The sequence below is a fragment of the Paraburkholderia sp. JPY465 genome, assembly GCF_050436725.1.
Classification (GTDB): domain Bacteria; phylum Pseudomonadota; class Gammaproteobacteria; order Burkholderiales; family Burkholderiaceae; genus Paraburkholderia; species Paraburkholderia youngii.
This window is the reverse complement of record NZ_JBNDMT010000006.1, coordinates 1,011,726-1,026,930: the sequence shown is the minus strand read 5'-3', so window position 1 is coordinate 1,026,930 and position 15,205 is coordinate 1,011,726. Positions and strand designations below refer to the sequence as shown.

Sequence of the window (15,205 nt, the reverse complement as noted above, 5' to 3'; positions counted from 1 at the left end):
GCCCGCTCCAGAATGGGTCGCCGTCCTCATCCGCAGGACTTCGACGCACGCGAACATCTGCTCGATGTCGCGGTGACGCTGTTCGCCGAGCGCGGCATCGCCAACACGACGGTGGCGCAGATCGCGGCGGCGAGCGGCGTGACGTCCGCGATGGTGCACTACTGGTTCCAGACCCGCGAAAAGCTGCTCGACGCGTTGTTCGAGGAAAAACTGGTCGCCGCATTCGGCGCGATCTGGGACCCGGTCGATGCCGAACACGACGATCCGCTCGCGCTGACGCAAGGCATCGTCAAACGCATGTTCGACGTCACCGAGACCATGCCGTGGCTGCCTTCGCTATGGCTGCGCGAAATCATCAACGAAGGCGGCCTGCTGCGCGAGCGCGCGTTTGCGCATATCCCCGTGCAAAAGGTCGCCGCGTTCGGTCAGAACATCGCACGTGGCTGCGCGTCGGGCCAGTTGAATGCGCAGCTCGAACCGTTGCTGCTGTTCAACTCGGTGCTCGCGCTCGTGATGCTGCCGCAGGCAACCGCCAGGATCTGGCAGCGCCTGAATCCGCGCAGCTCGTTCGATCGCGCGACGCTCGAACGCCACGTCGTGGCACTGCTCACGCAGGGCATGAGCGCAGCCACCGCAGTCAAGACGAGCTCCAGGGCCAGGACCCGGGCGACGTCCACCGCACGCCGCGCGAAAGGAAAGCCGTCATGATTCCGTCCGCCCGCTCATCCACACGTGTCGCGTTGCTCGCACTGTGCATCGCGTGCGCGAGCTGTTCGCAACAACCCGCGAACACGTGGCAAGGCTATGTGGAAGGCGAATTCCTGTACCTCGCGTCTTCGCAGGCGGGACAGTTGACCGAACTCGCGGTCTCGCGCGGGCAGACCGTCGCGCAGAACACGCCGCTGTTCGCGCTCGAAGCGCAGAACGAAACCGACGCGGTGGCGCAGGCCAACGAGCAGCTGCGCTCCGCCCGCGCCCAGCTCGCCGACCTCGGGACCGGCAAGCGTCCGCCGGAAGTCGACGTGACGCGCGCGCAACTCGTACAGGCCGAAGCCGATGCGGCGCGCGCCGCGACCCAGTTCCGCCGCGATCGACAGCAATTCGACGCCGGCGGCATCGCGCAAAGCCAGCTCGACGACTCGCGCGCGAGCGCGCTGTCGAGCGCCGCGCACGTGCGCGAGTTGCAAAGTCAGCTCGCGGTCGCACGTCTGCCGGGGCGGATCGAACAGATTCGCGCGCAACAGGCGCAAGTCGACGCCGCGCAGGCCCAACTCGGCCAGGCCCAATGGAAGCTCGATCAGAAAAGCGTGCACGCGCCGCACGCGGGCCTCGTGTTCGACACGATGTATCGCAGCGGCGAATGGGTGCCGGCGGGCAGCCCGGTCGTGCGCATGCTGCCGCCGGAGAACGTCAAGGTGCGTTTCTTCGTGCCGCAGGGAGTGGTCGGTTCGCTCGCGCCGGGCCGTCACGTATCGATTCATTGCGACGGTTGCGCCGCCGATGTGCCGGCCGTGCTCAGCTTCATCTCGGACCAGGCGGAGTACACGCCGCCGGTGATCTTCAGCAACGAAAGCCGCGCGAAGCTCGTGTTCATGGTCGAAGCCAGACCGCAAACCGCCGATGCGCCGAAGCTGCGGCCCGGCCAGCCCGTCACGGTCACGCTGCAATGAGTGCGCCCGCGCCGCCCCCCGCCAACGCCAGCGAGCCCGCGTACGCTATCGACGTGCACGGGCTCAACAAGCATTTCGGCAGCAAGCACGTGGTCAACGACGTGACGATGCAGGTGCAGCGCGGCGAGATTTTCGGTTTTCTCGGCCCGAACGGCAGCGGCAAGACTACCTGCATCCGCATGATGTGCGGACTGCTGACGCCGGACTCCGGCAGCGGCACCTGTCTCGGCTACGATATCGTGCAGGACAGCGCGCAGATCAAGCGCCGCACCGGCTATATGACGCAGCGCTTCTCCTATTGGGAAGATCTGTCGATCCGCGAAAACCTCGACTTCGTCGCGCGCATCTACGAGATGAAGAACCGCCGCGAGGCGGTGGATCGCGCGCTCGAACAGCTTGGTTTGCAAAGCCGCGAGAAGCAGCTGGCCGGCGCACTGTCGGGCGGATGGAAGCAGCGTCTCGCGCTGGCCGCGTGCATGCTGCACGAGCCGGAACTGCTGCTGCTCGACGAACCGACCGCCGGTGTCGATCCAAGCGCACGCCGCGACTTCTGGGAAGAGCTGCACCGCCTCGCGGCGCGCGGCATCTCGGTACTCGTCAGCACGCACTATATGGACGAAGCGGAACGCTGCCACAAGCTCGCCTATATCGCGTACGGCAAGCTGCTCGCGCAGGGTACGTCGCAACAGGTGATCGACTCGCAAGGGCTCGTGACGTGGGCCGTGTACGGCCAGAATCTCGTCGAGCTCGGCGACCGGCTGCGCAGATCGCCCGGCGTCGAGCAGACCGTCGCGTTCGGTTCGTCGCTGCACATGAGCGGGCCCGACACGCCCGAACTCCACGCGAGCATCGATCAGTTGGAACGCTCGAACCCCGCGCTGCGAATCGAGAGACAGGAAACCGGCCTCGAAGACGTGTTCATCTTCATGATGAACCGCTCGACCGACAATTACGCAACGCCTTCCGCGGGCAAAGCATCGTGAATTCCGCGCGCCGACTTACGCGCTTTTCGCTGATGCGCTGGTGGAGCATCGTGCGCAAGGAGTTCTTGCAGCTGAAGCGCGATCGCATCACGTTTGCGATGATGATCGTGCTGCCGATCATGCAGATGGCGCTGTTCGGCTTCGCGATCAATACCGACCCGAAGCATCTGCCGACCGCCGTCATCGCCGCCGACCACAGTGAATTCACACGCAGCTTCCTGATGGCGATGCGCAACTCCGACTACTTCGACATCGTCTCGACGCTGCCCGACGAAGAGTCCGGCCGCCGCGCACTCGCGCAAGGCAAGGTGCTGTTCGTCCTGAATATTCCGGTCGGTTTCACGCGCGAGCTGGCCAAGGGCGCGCGGCCCTCGCTGCTCGTCGAAGCCGACGCGACGGACCCGATGGCGGTGGGCACCGCGCTCGGCGCGTTGCCGTCGATCACGCAGTCGGTATTACAGAAGGACCTCACGGGTCCGCTGTCGTCGCTCGCGGTCGGCCCCACCGCGTTCGATGTGCAATTGCACCGGCTCTACAACCCCGAAAGCATCACCCAGTACAACGTGGTGCCGGGCCTGATGGGCGTGATCCTGACGATGACGATGGTGATGATGACGGGCCTCGCGATCACCCGCGAACGCGAGCGCGGCACGATGGAAAATCTGCTGGCTACGCCGGTGCTGCCGCTCGAAGTGATGACCGGCAAGATCGTGCCCTACGTCGCCATCGGTCTGGTGCAGGTCAGCATCATTGTCGCGGCGGCTCGCTTCGTGTTCAACGTGCCGTTCGAAGGCAGTCTGATCGCGCTGTATCTGTCCGCCCTATTGTTCGTCGCGGCCAATCTGACGATCGGCATTACGCTGTCGTCGCTCGCGCAGAATCAGTTGCAGGCCATGCAGCTGACGATGTTCTATTTTCTGCCCAACATCCTGCTGTCGGGGTTCATGTTTCCGTTCGCGGGCATGCCGAAGTGGGCGCAGTACATCGGCAATCTGTTGCCGCTCACCTACTTCAACCGGCTCGTGCGCGGCATTCTGCTAAAAGGCGTCGGTTGGGCCGACATGTGGCCGCATGTGTGGCCGCTGCTGATCTTTCTGTTCGTCGTGATGGGTGTCGCCGTGAAGTTCTATCGACGCACGCTCGATTGAGGAAGGCCCGCAATGTGTTCCGCTCCTCGCTTTCGTGACGTGGTTTTTCATCGCGCGGCCTGTTTATCGGCTACGCGTCGGCTCGCCGCATTCTGCGCAAGCGCGGCATTGTGCGCGTGCACCGTCGGCCCCGATTTCCATCGGCCCGACGTGACCAGCGTGTCGAGCTACACCGCCGCGCCGCTCGCGGCAAGCACCGTCGCCGCCGATGGTCCCGGCGGCGCCGCACAACACTTCGTGCCGACCGATGTGCCCGGCGACGGCTGGTGGCGCGCGTTCGGCTCGCCGGCGCTGAACGCGCTGGTGCAGCAGGCGCTCGACGACAGCCCGACCCTCGCGCAAGCCCGCGCGAAACTCGACCAAGCGCAGCAGGACTACCGCGCGCAGGCGGGCGGCACGCTGTGGCCGCAGGTCGACGCGAACCTGTCGACCACGCGCGAAAAAATCGATCCCGAAGCGCTCGGCTTCGGTCAGCTGACGCAGGGCCGCGCGTTTGCGCCGTTCACGCTATACAGCGCGCAGGTCACCGTGTCGTACACGCTCGATCTGTTCGGCGCGAATCGCCGCGCGCTCGAAGCGGTGGCCGCGCAAGTCGACTATCAGCAATACGAACTCGAAGCCGCGCGTTTGACGGTCGCGGGCAATGTGGTGACGGCGGCGATCCGGCGCGCATCGCTTGCGCGGCAGATCGCGCTCACGGAAGCGCTGCTCGCGAACCAGATGCAGCAACTCGATATCGCCGAGCGCCGCTATCGTGCGGGCGGCATCTCCGAGGTCGATCTGCTGAGCCAGCGCACGCTCGTGCAGCAAACCCGCGCGACGTTGCCGCCGTTGCGCACGCAGCTCGCGCAGACCGATCATCAGCTCGCGATCTATCTGGGACGCGCGCCAGCGGAATTGGCCACCGCGCACGACCTTGCCGCGCTCGACCTCGATACGCTCGTACTGCCGGCCGACCTGCCGCTGACCTTGCCGTCGACGCTCGCGCAGCAGCGGCCCGACATTCGCGCGTCCGAGGCGTTGTTGCATCAGGCGAGCGCGAACATCGGCGTCGCGACCGCGAACCTGTATCCGCGCATCACGCTATCGGGCAGCGCGGCGACCGAACGGGTCAACGTGTCCGACCTGCTGACGGGTTTCAACGTGTGGAGTTTCGGCGCGGGTCTCACACAGCCGCTGTTTCATGGCGGTGAACTGCTGGCGCGCAAGCATTCGTCCGAGGCGGCCTACCAGGCGGCGCTCGCCGTCTACAAGCAAACCGTGCTGCAGGGACTGCAACAGGTCGCCGACGCGCTGCGCGCGCTCGATCAGGATGCGATTGCATTGCAGGCGCTCGATGCCGCGCAGCGCAGCGCGCAGCACAGCGCCGGTATCGCGAGTCAGCGTTATGCGGCGGGCGGCATCAGCCAATTGACGCTGCTCGATACGCAGCGCCAGGAATTGCAGACCGGACTCGATCGCACCAAAGCCGCCGGGCAGCGTTATGCCGATACCGCCGCACTGTTTCAGGCGCTCGGGGCGCGGCCTTGAGTCACTGCTTCGTCATTGGTTTGCCGACGTCTCGCGCCGCACCTTGTTCAGCACGAGGTAGGCGAACGAGCCGATCACGATGCCCCAGAACGCGGAGCCGAGCCCGAGGAAGGTCATACCGGATGCAGTCGCGAGAAACGTGATGACCGAGGGCTCGCGATGGTCTTCGTCCTGGATCGCGCCCATCACGTTCGACGTGATCGCACCGATCAACGCTAGACCCGCCAGAATCGCGACGAACTCCTTCGGCAGCATCGTGAACAGCGCGACGATCGCACCGGCGAAGGTGCCGCCGATCAGATAAAACACGCCGTTGGCGATGCCCGCGATATAGCGCTTATCCGGGTCGTCGTGCGCATCCTTGCCGGTGCACAGCGCCGCCGTGATCGCGGCGATCACGATCGTGATGCCGCCGAAAAACGCCACGCCGATCGACGCGATGCTAGTCGCGGTGATGATTGGCCGCGCCGGCGTGTGATAGCCGGACAGGCGCAGAATCGCCATGCCCGGCAGAAACTGCCCGGTCAGACTGACGACGACGAGCGGCAGCGCAAGACTCAGCGTCGAGCTCAGCGTCCATTCGGGTTGGATGAAGATCGGCCGCGTGACTTGCAGCGGCAGCGCGCCGAGGTGCGCGGCGCCGAGCGCGATGGCGAGCACCGTGCCCGTCAGCAGTACCAGCACGATGCAATAGCGCGGCAGCAGGCGCCTGAACACGATGTACGCGCCGATCATGCCTAACGCCAGCGCCGACATCGACGTCGCAGCCTTGAACGCATGTGTGCCGAACTGCAGCAGAATGCCGGCCATCATCCCGCAGGCGATGCCCTTCGGAATGCTGCGCACCATGCGATCGAAATAGCCCGAGATGCCGATCAGCAGAATGATCACAGCTGCGCTCAGGTATGCGCCCACCGCCTGATGCAGCGTCAACGCGGGAAACAGTCCGACCAGCAGCGCGGTGCCGGGGGCGGACCACGCGGTCACGACCGGCACTTTCAGCTTCCAGCTCGCGAAGATGCCGGAGACGGCCGCGCCGATCGAGATGCCCCATACCCACGACGCGACCATCTCGTTGGGCATGTGGGCCGCTTGCGCCGCCTGGAAGAAGATCACGAGCGGGCCCGCGTACGAGATCAGCACGGCCAGAAAGCCGGCCACGATGGCGGACACGGACCAGTCGGCCGCAATGGCGCGCGCGGTCGGCGCCTGGCTAGGGGTGGGATTCATCGTCGATGTGGGTCGTGGCGGCCCGCTGTTGGTGACATCGCGCCGGGCGGAGCAGTCATTCCGGGCCGATAGTATGAAGGACAATCGCGGCACGGCCTATCGGCGTGGTTCGGCCCGCCGCTCGCTAGCCTTGATCGCCGCCGCCGACCGGCAGCACGGTGCCGGTGATATACGACGCTTCATCGGAAGCGAGGAACAGGATCGCGCCGACCTGTTCGTCGATCGTGCCGTAGCGATGCATCAGGCTCGACGCGATCGTCTGATCGACGATGCCCTGATACCACGTCGCTTCCTGCTCGCTTTGCGGCGCGGTATTGCGCGGCACGCGGCGCGGCGGCGCTTCGGTGCCGCCGGTCGCGACCGCGTTGATGCGGATGCCGTGTTCGGCATGCTCGAACGCGAGGCTCGCGGTCAGCGCATTGACGCCGCCCTTCGACGCCGCATACGGCACGCGATAAATACTGCGCGTCGCAATCGACGACACGTTGACGATCGCACCGCTCGCGCGCTCCAGCATCGCGGGCAACACCGCGTGGCAGCACCACAGCGTCGGGAACAGCGAGCGCCGCACCTCGGCCTCGATCTGCTCGGCTTCGTACTCTTCGTACGGCTTCGCCCAGATCGTGCCGCCGACATTGTTGACGAGCGCGTCGATGCGGCCGAACACCTCGATCGCGAAGGCCGTCATTGCAGCCGCGCCCGCATAGGTTTCGAGGTCGGCGATGAACGCGCGCGCAGCGCCGCCGGCACGCGTAATCTCTTCTGTCACCTCGTGCACGATCGGCGAACGGTCCACCAGCACCACCGCCGCCCCCTCGCGCGCCGCGCGCAACGCGACGCCGCGGCCGATGCCCTGGCCCGCGCCGGTCACGACGAGCACCTTGTCCTTGAAGCGATCGATAAAGGTCGAAGTCATGCTACGTTGCTCGCCGAGAATTTTTCGTAGTAGAAGTTCGCGGGCTCGACGCTGCTCTCGCGCAGCCAGCCCTGCACCGCTTCGACCATCGCGACCGGGCCGCACAGGTAGACGTCGACGTCGCCGCTATTGAGCCATTCGCTGTCGACGTGCGCGGTCACGTAGCCTTTGCGCTCGTGGCTGCTCGCGGCATCGACGACACAGGTGCGGTAGCTGAAATTCGGCAGCGTGCGCTGCGCTTGTTCGAGCTGTTCGAGCGCGACCAGATCGATGTCGTGGGTCACGCCGTACACGAGCCGCACCGGCTGCGTGTTGCCGCTCGCCTTCAGCACGTCGAGCATCGACAGGAACGGCGCAATGCCGGTGCCGCCCGCGAGGAACAGCACCGGACGCTGCGGATCGCGCAGATAGAAGCTGCCATACGGACCCGTGAAGCCGATCCGCTGACCCGGCTGCGCATCGCGGCTCAGAAAGCCGCTCATCTTGCCGTCAGGCACGTTACGCACGACGAACGCCGCGCGCGCCGCGCCCGGCGCCGAGCTGAACGAGTACGACCGGCTCTCGCCGCTCGCGCCCGGAATCTCGACGTTCACGTATTGGCCCGCGAGAAAGCTCGGCGCGCTCGCGCCTTCGATATCGATCGAGAAATGGATCGTCGAATCCGACAGCCGTTCGACCGCCGCGAGCGTGCCTTCGAAACGCGACACCCCGGTCTTGCACGCCGCCGACGACGCCTGCAAGCGAATCACCAGATCCGAGCGCGGCCGCGTCTGGCACGCGAGGATATAGCCCTTGCCCGCTTCCTCGGGGGTCAACGCATCTTCGACGTAGCTCTCCTCGGGCATGTCGTACGCGCCCGATTCGCACAGTCCGCGGCAGGTGCCGCATGCGCCTTCGCGGCAGTCGAGCGGAATGTTGATCTTCTGCCGATACGCGGCATCCGACAGTGTTTCGTTCTCACGGCAGCTGATGAAGCGCGTGACGCCGTCTTCGAACTGAAGTGCAATAGTGTGTTCCATGACCTGTCTCCTGCAACCGCACCGGCTAGATGTGGTAGATGTCGATGACCTGATTGATGTAGTCGTTCTTCAGCACGACGTACTTGCTCAGGATTTGCGGCTCGGCGCCGTTGAAGTCGATCACGTAGCGCGACATGCCGAAGTAGCTGTAGTTCGTCCTGTAGCGATGGCTCAGCGTGTGCCAGTTGAAGCGCACCGTGTACACGCCGTTCTCCACGCTCTCCACTTCGACGTTCGCGACGTTGTGGCTCGTGCGCGTATCGGGCATCGTCGCGCTCGAACGCTCGGTCTTGATGCGGAACACGCGATCTTCGAGGCCCTGGCGGTTCGGGTAATAGATCAGCGAGATCTCGCGCTGCGGATCGGTGACGAGCTTGTCCTCGTCGTCCCACGACGGCATCCAGAACGACGCATCCGGGTGATAGCAGGCGAGCCACTCGTCCCATTGCTCGTCGTCGAGCAGGCGGCTTTCGCGGAACAGGAAAGCCTGAATATCGGTGATGGCGATGTTGCTCATGCGCGGCTCCCCGGCGCGTTCAGCGCCTTTTTCATCGTGTCGATCCAGTAGCGGTGCTGCACCGTATAGAGGCCTTCGTCTTCGGTCTTCACACCGCTCATCACGGGGTTCAGGCCGATCTTTTGCGCGGCTTCGTCGGCGCCGTCGATCCAGTGCTTCGAACCGCGGCACATGTCGTTCCATTCGACCGCGCGGGCCGCGTAGCCCAACTGGCAGGCGCGGAATTCCTCGAGGTCGTCGGGCGTGGCCATGCCGCTCACGTTGAAGAAGTCCTCGTATTGCCGGATGCGGCGCGAACGCGCTTCGTCGGATTCGCCCTTCGGCGCGATGCAGTAGATCGTCACCTCGGTCTTGTTGACCGACAGCGGCCGCAGCACGCGAATCTGCGAGCCGAACTGGTCCATCAGATACACGTTCGGGTAGAGGCACAGGTTGCGCGAGTTCTGGATCATCCAGTCGGCGCGCTCGGCGCCGCAGCGCGCGGCGAATTCCTCGCGGCGGCTGAAGTTCGGACGGTCTTCGGGATTGGCCCAGCGCGTCCACAGCAGCATGTGGCCGTGCTCGAACGCGTAGAAGCCGCCGCCCTGACGGCCCCAGCTGCCCGCATCCATCGCGCGGATCTTGTCTTCGCGGGCGTTTTCTTCCTTGCGATGATTGGTCGTCGCCGCGTAGTTCCAGTGCACGGCCGACACGTGATAGCCGTCCGCGCCGTTTTCGGCGGTCAGCTTCCAGTTGCCTTCATACGTGTAGGTCGATGAGCCGCGCAGCACTTCGAGACCGTCTTCCGACTGGTCGACGATCATGTCGATGATGAGCGCCGCCTCGCCGAGGAACGTCTCGAGCGGCGGCACGTCATCGCTCAGGCTGCCGAACAGGAAGCCGCGATAGTTGCCGAAGCGCGCGAGCTTCTTCAGGTCGTGCGAGCCTTCCTTGTTGAAGCAGTCGGGATAGCCCGCGTCCGACGGGTCTTTGACCTTCAGCAGCTTGCCGCTGTTGTTGAAGGTCCAGCCGTGGAATGGGCACGTATAGGTCGCCTTGTTGCCGCGCTTGTGACGGCACAGCATCGCGCCGCGGTGCGTGCACGAATTGATGAACGCGTTCAGCTCGCCCTGACGATTGCGCGCGATCACGACCGGCTGCCGGCCCATATAGGTCGTGAAGTAATCGTTGTTGTTCGGAATCTGGCTTTCGTGCGCGAGATAAATCCAGTTGCCCTCGAAAATATGCTGCATTTCGAGTTCGAACAGACGCTCGTCGGTAAACGCGCTGCGATGCAGGCGGTAGTCGCCGCGCTCGCGGTCTTCCACGAGAAAGTCGTCGATGTTCTTCAGTTGTGGAGTGTGATCCGGATAGATCGGAATCATGCGTGTCTCCTGGTACGGACTGTCGGTATGCGTGCGAAGCACGCGTGTAGGGAGCGGCCTGCCTGCCGGGAGGCCGGCAGGCCGGTTGGTCTTTCACGTCGGGAGTGGAGGCGGTGCGCCTCCGGGCGTTGCGTCAGGTCGCGGCGCGCAAGGGCTCGACCTTCGGCACGAGAGGCGGGATATCGGTGGGCAACCCTTTCGACAGGGTTTCGATTTCAGCGTGTTTCATTGCTGCTCCTGAACTCTTCTAAGTCTTGGATCCCATGCGCGAGGAATTGCCTGCGCCGTCTCCGTGGGGCCGACCGACGCTTCAGACCGGGCCGAGTTGTCAATGCTCGGGAGGTATAATTTTGTGGGGCGTCTACGGTAACTGAAGGATAGTTGTCCGCCATTTGCATCGTCCAACACTGATTTAGTATCGGGACGATACTTAAAAGGTATTTTTATGGAATTGCGCCACCTGCGCTACTTCGTAGCCGTTGCCGAGGAATGCAACGTCACCAAGGCCGCCAAACGTCTGCATATTGCGCAGCCGCCGTTGAGCCGGCAGATCCAGCAGCTCGAAGACACGCTCGGCGTGCAGCTGTTCGAGCGCAACTCGCGGCCGCTGAAGCTGACCGAGGCGGGCCGCTTCTTCTATTCGCACGCGGTGCAGCTGCTCGCGCAAACGACGGAAATCGAGGCGATGACGCGGCGCGTCGGCAAGATCGAACGGAGTTTATCCGTTGGCTTCGTCGGCTCGACGCTGTACGGCATGCTGCCGAAAATCATCCGCCGCTTTCGCACCGAGAACAGCACCGTCGAGCTGAGCCTGCACGAGATGTCGACGATGGATCAGATCAAGGCGCTCAAGGAAGGCCGCATCGACGTCGGCTTCGGCCGCATTCGTCACGAAGACCCGAGCATCAAGCGTGTCGTGCTGCGCGAAGAACGGATGATCGTCGCGCTGCCCCTCGGCCATCCGCTGAGCGACGCGAAGCCGGTGCTGTCGCTGCACGACCTGACCAGCGAAACGCTGATCATCTTTCCGAAGGCGCCGCGGCCCAGTTACGCGGACCAGGTGCTGGCCGCGTTTCACGATCGCGGCCTGAAACCGCAGCGGCTCTACGAGACGCGCGAGTTGCAGATCGCGCTCGGCCTCGTCGCCGCCGGCGAAGGCATCTCGATCGTGCCGGCGAGCGTGTACGGCTTGCAGCGCGGCGACATCGCCTATAAGGACCTCGACGATCAGAACCTCGTGTCGCCGATCATCATGAGCATCCGCATGCTCGACGAATCGGCCGACATCCAGCGCATGCTCGAACTGATCTACGCGCTGTACGACGAACAGCACATGACCTATCTGCCGCCTTCGCATCAGTAGCGCGGTTCGCGGGGTTCGCGGCTAGATGCCCATGCGGGCATCGCCGCAACGAAGTTGTATGGACAAGCTATTTGCCACGGTATAGACCGCGGGTATACGCGAAAACTCGGGCTGCGCCCGCAGCCTTTCAATCAGCCTGACAATCCCGCCCGCAAACGCCTATACGCCTATTCTCCGTCTCCCTCCTGGGTGCGCGTAAGCACTAACCCTGATTGCCGCTCAACGGCCGTACGGGATAATTTGTCTATACAACATCGCACCTCGCAGCATCCCTCCCGGAGACTTTGATGAAGAAACTTGCCCTATCCCTCGCCCTCGCACTCGCCGCCACCGGCGCTTTCGCCAAAGATTGGTCCACGGTCCGCTTCGGCGTCGATGCGAGCTATGCGCCGTTCGAATCGAAAGCGACCGATGGCAAGCTGGTCGGCTTCGACGTCGACCTCGGCACCGAAATCTGCCGCCGTCTGAATGCGAAGTGCGTTTGGGTCGAGCAGGACTTCGACAGCATGATTCCGGCACTGAAGGCGAAGAAGTTCGACGGCGTGCTGTCGTCGATGTCGATGACGCCGAAACGTGCTGAACAGATCGCTTTCTCGTCGAAGCTGTTCAACACGCCGACACGGCTCGTCGCGAAGAAGGGCTCGGGTATCGCGCCGACCGCCGACTCGCTGAAGGGCAAGACGGTGGGCGTCGAACAGGGCACGATTCAGGAAACCTACGCGAAGACCTATTGGGAGGCGAAGGGTGTGAAGGTCGTGCCGTACCAGAACCAGGACGCGGTCTACACCGACCTGCAGTCGGGCCGTCTGGACGCGGCACTGCAAGACGCGGTGCAGGCTGACCAGGGCTTCCTGAAGACGCCGCGCGGCGCGGGCTTCGCGTTCGTCGGGCAGAACATCGACGATCCGAAGATCCTCGGCAACGGCGCGGGCATCGGCATGCGCAAGGAAGACGAAGATCTGAAGATCAAGGTCGACAAGGCGATCGCCGACATGATCAAGGACGGCACCTACAAGAAGATCGAGCAGAAGTACTTCGACTTCGACGTGTACGGCGGCTAAGCCCGCGCGCAACACCACGAGCCCGCTCCACCCGATCGGTAGACCCCGCGCGCATGCGCGCGGGTCGCTCCTTCAACAAGGACACTCCCATGCTGTTTCAAGGCTTCGGTCCGCTGCTCCTCGCGGGCACGTGGGTAACCATCAAGCTCGCGGTGCTGTCGCTGGCGGCGTCGTTCGCGCTGGGACTTCTCGGCGCCGCCGCGAAGCTGTCGACCAACCGCGTGCTTTCGCGCATCGGCGCGATGTACACGACGCTGATCCGCGCCGTGCCCGACCTCGTGCTGATGCTGTTGCTGTTCTACAGCATCCAGATCTGGCTCAATGAGCTGACCGACATGTTCAGCATGGAGCAGATCGACATCGATCCGTTTCTCGCCGGTGTGATCACGCTGGGCTTCATATACGGCGCGTACTTCACCGAAACCTTCCGCGGCGCGTTCCTTTCGGTGCCGCGCGGGCAGATCGAAGCGGGCTTCGCGTACGGCATGAGCGCGCGGCGCGTGTTCACCCGCATCCTGTTCCCGCAGATGATGCGCTTCGCGCTGCCCGGTATCGGCAACAACTGGCAGGTGCTCGTGAAGGCCACCGCGCTCGTGTCGATCATCGGTCTCGCGGACGTGGTCAAGGCATCGCAGGACGCCGGCAAGAGCACGCAGTCGTTCTTTTTCTTCACGCTGGCGACCGGGGCCATCTACCTCGCCATCACGACCATTTCGAACCTGGTATTGATCCGCCTCGAGAAGCGCTACTCGATCGGCGTACGGAGGGCCGCGCTGTGATCGAACTGATCCGTCAATACTGGCAGAACTACATTTTCACGGACGGCTTCAATTACACCGGCCTCGTCATCACGCTGTGGCTGCTGGTTGCATCGATCGTGCTGGGTTTCATGCTGGCCGTGCCGCTCGCGATCGCACGCGCGTCGCGCAACCGTTACATCTCCGGCCCCGTCTGGCTGTTCACCTACGTGTTTCGCGGCACGCCGTTGTACGTTCAATTGCTGCTGATCTACACGGGGCTCTACAGTCTGCATTTCGTCCATTCGCACGCGATGCTCGACAGCTTCTTTCGCAATGCGATGAACTGCACGCTGCTCGCGTTCGCGCTGAACGAATGCGCGTACGCCACCGAAATCTTCGCAGGCGCGATCCGCGAGACCTCGCACGGCGAGATCGAAGCGGCTCAGGCTTATGGCATGTCGAAGTTCAAGCTGTATACGCGCATCATCCTGCCGTCTGCGCTGCGCCGGGCCCTGCCCTCGTACAGCAACGAGGTGATCCTGATGCTGCACGCGACCACGCTCGCGTTCACGGCGACCGTCCCCGACATTCTGAAAGTGGCGCGCGACGTCAACTCCGCGACCTACGCGACGTTCCAGGCGTACGGCATCGCGGCGATCCTGTATGCGGCGATCGTGTTCGCGCTGATCTGGGGCTTCCGCAAGATGGAAATCCGTTTGCTGGCTTATCTGAAACCGCAAGGGCATTAAAGCGCATTCGCGCCATGATGGAGCATACGAGCATGTACAAGCTGACAGTCGACGACCTGCACAAGAAGTTCGGCGACAACGAGGTATTGAAGGGCGTCTCGCTGAAGGCGAAGGCGGGCGACGTGATTAGCCTCATCGGGTCGAGCGGCTCAGGGAAAAGCACCTTCCTGCGGTGCATCAACTTTCTCGAATCGCCGTGCTCCGGGCGCATCACGCTTAACGGCGAGGAAATCAACACGAGCAGGGATCGCAACGGCTCGCTACGCGTGACCCATCCGAAGCAGTTGCAAACGATGCGCACGCGTCTCGCGATGGTGTTCCAGCATTTCAATCTGTGGGCGCATATGACGGTGCTCGAGAACATCATCGAGGCGCCGATCAGTGTGCTGGGATTGAGCCGCGCCGAAGCGGAAGAGCGTGCTCGCAAGTATCTGACCAAGGTCGGTTTGCCGGCCAGCACGGAGAAAAAATATCCGTCGCATCTGTCGGGCGGTCAGCAGCAGCGCGTCGCGATTGCTCGCGCGCTCGCGATGGAGCCGGAAGTGATGCTGTTCGACGAACCGACTTCGGCGCTCGATCCCGAGCTCGTCGGCGAAGTGCTGCGCGTGATGCAGGCGCTCGCCGAAGAAGGCCGCACGATGATCGTCGTCACGCACGAAATGGGCTTTGCGCGCAACGTGTCGAATCATGTCGTGTTCCTGCACAAGGGCAAGATCGAGGAGCAAGGGCATCCGCATCAAGTGCTGACGAATCCGCGTAGCGAGCGGTTGCAGCAGTTTCTGGCGGGGCGGTTGAAGTAAGAATGGCAGGGTATGGCGCGTGGTTCAGCCTCGCGCCTTACCCCGAATCATCCGCGCAACGAATGCGCCACTCACCGGAGGGCCCCCGCGTAGGCCCGGAATTGCAGCAATTCGA

At 63.8% G+C, this 15,205-nt stretch carries 15 protein-coding genes; 10 read left to right on the top strand and 5 right to left on the bottom strand.

The window, feature by feature from the left end; translation table 11 throughout:
* Positions 1 to 12 precede the first annotated feature (12 nt).
* Genes QFZ94_RS38085 through QFZ94_RS38065 form a run of 5 tightly spaced genes read left to right on the top strand, consistent with a single transcriptional unit; the run spans position 13 to position 5,331 of the window.
* On the top strand, positions 13 to 708 hold the full coding sequence (locus tag QFZ94_RS38085; RefSeq protein ID WP_368582509.1) for a TetR/AcrR family transcriptional regulator: 696 nt from the start codon (positions 13 to 15) through the stop codon (positions 706 to 708).
* Positions 705 to 1,670: an HlyD family secretion protein gene (locus QFZ94_RS38080; RefSeq protein ID WP_368582510.1), complete on the top strand. Its 966-nt coding sequence runs from the start codon at positions 705 to 707 to the stop codon at positions 1,668 to 1,670. The genes QFZ94_RS38085 and QFZ94_RS38080 overlap by 4 nt, the downstream gene beginning before the upstream one ends.
* Positions 1,667 to 2,653, top strand: a complete 987-nt coding sequence (locus QFZ94_RS38075; protein WP_429463075.1) for an ABC transporter ATP-binding protein — start codon at positions 1,667 to 1,669, stop codon at positions 2,651 to 2,653. Before QFZ94_RS38080 ends, QFZ94_RS38075 begins: the two co-directional genes overlap by 4 nt.
* A gap of 32 nt (positions 2,654 to 2,685) precedes the next feature.
* Complete coding sequence (locus QFZ94_RS38070; protein ID WP_429463664.1) at positions 2,686 to 3,801, top strand: ABC transporter permease; 1,116 nt, start codon at positions 2,686 to 2,688, stop codon at positions 3,799 to 3,801.
* Between the two features lie 12 nt (positions 3,802 to 3,813).
* The gene (locus tag QFZ94_RS38065; RefSeq protein ID WP_429463074.1) at positions 3,814 to 5,331 is read left to right on the top strand and encodes an efflux transporter outer membrane subunit; all 1,518 of its coding nucleotides are present in this window, start codon (positions 3,814 to 3,816) and stop codon (positions 5,329 to 5,331) included.
* 12 nt (positions 5,332 to 5,343) lie between these two features.
* On the opposite strand, the gene QFZ94_RS38060 is transcribed toward QFZ94_RS38065, so the two are convergent.
* The 5 genes from QFZ94_RS38060 to benA form a co-directional block, all read right to left on the bottom strand.
* Positions 5,344 to 6,561 carry a benzoate/H(+) symporter BenE family transporter gene (locus QFZ94_RS38060; RefSeq protein WP_429463073.1) on the bottom strand — a complete coding sequence of 406 codons (1,218 nt, stop codon included), beginning with the start codon at positions 6,559 to 6,561 and terminating at the stop codon, positions 5,344 to 5,346.
* 124 nt (positions 6,562 to 6,685) lie between these two features.
* Entirely contained in the window at positions 6,686 to 7,477 is a 792-nt protein-coding gene (locus QFZ94_RS38055) for a 1,6-dihydroxycyclohexa-2,4-diene-1-carboxylate dehydrogenase (RefSeq protein WP_368582514.1), read from the bottom strand.
* On the bottom strand, positions 7,474 to 8,496 hold the full coding sequence (gene benC / locus QFZ94_RS38050; protein WP_429463072.1) for a benzoate 1,2-dioxygenase electron transfer component BenC: 1,023 nt from the start codon (positions 8,494 to 8,496) through the stop codon (positions 7,474 to 7,476). The genes QFZ94_RS38055 and benC overlap by 4 nt, the downstream gene beginning before the upstream one ends.
* Before the next feature lie 25 nt (positions 8,497 to 8,521).
* Positions 8,522 to 9,013 (bottom strand): benzoate 1,2-dioxygenase small subunit, encoded by a 492-nt coding sequence (gene benB / locus QFZ94_RS38045; RefSeq protein ID WP_410852325.1) that lies wholly within the window; start codon positions 9,011 to 9,013, stop codon positions 8,522 to 8,524.
* Positions 9,010 to 10,377, bottom strand: a complete 1,368-nt coding sequence (gene benA / locus QFZ94_RS38040; RefSeq protein ID WP_429463071.1) for a benzoate 1,2-dioxygenase large subunit — start codon at positions 10,375 to 10,377, stop codon at positions 9,010 to 9,012. The genes benB and benA overlap by 4 nt, the downstream gene beginning before the upstream one ends.
* Positions 10,378 to 10,822: 445 nt before the next feature.
* Here benA and QFZ94_RS38035 point away from each other — a divergent pair, with 445 nt between their 5' ends.
* The 5 genes from QFZ94_RS38035 (at position 10,823) to QFZ94_RS38015 (ending at position 15,090) form a co-directional block, all read left to right on the top strand.
* Complete coding sequence (locus QFZ94_RS38035; protein WP_018434770.1) at positions 10,823 to 11,740, top strand: LysR family transcriptional regulator; 918 nt, start codon at positions 10,823 to 10,825, stop codon at positions 11,738 to 11,740.
* A gap of 287 nt (positions 11,741 to 12,027) precedes the next feature.
* The gene (locus QFZ94_RS38030) at positions 12,028 to 12,801 is read left to right on the top strand and encodes an ABC transporter substrate-binding protein (protein WP_429463070.1); all 774 of its coding nucleotides are present in this window, start codon (positions 12,028 to 12,030) and stop codon (positions 12,799 to 12,801) included.
* An 89-nt stretch (positions 12,802 to 12,890) separates the two neighbouring features.
* Complete coding sequence (locus tag QFZ94_RS38025; RefSeq protein ID WP_368582519.1) at positions 12,891 to 13,580, top strand: ABC transporter permease; 690 nt, start codon at positions 12,891 to 12,893, stop codon at positions 13,578 to 13,580.
* A complete protein-coding gene (locus tag QFZ94_RS38020) occupies positions 13,577 to 14,290 on the top strand; it encodes an ABC transporter permease (RefSeq protein ID WP_368582520.1) in 714 nt (237 codons plus the stop codon). Before QFZ94_RS38025 ends, QFZ94_RS38020 begins: the two co-directional genes overlap by 4 nt.
* A gap of 32 nt (positions 14,291 to 14,322) precedes the next feature.
* On the top strand, positions 14,323 to 15,090 hold the full coding sequence (locus QFZ94_RS38015) for an ABC transporter ATP-binding protein (protein ID WP_176368014.1): 768 nt from the start codon (positions 14,323 to 14,325) through the stop codon (positions 15,088 to 15,090).
* Positions 15,091 to 15,205 lie beyond the last annotated feature (115 nt).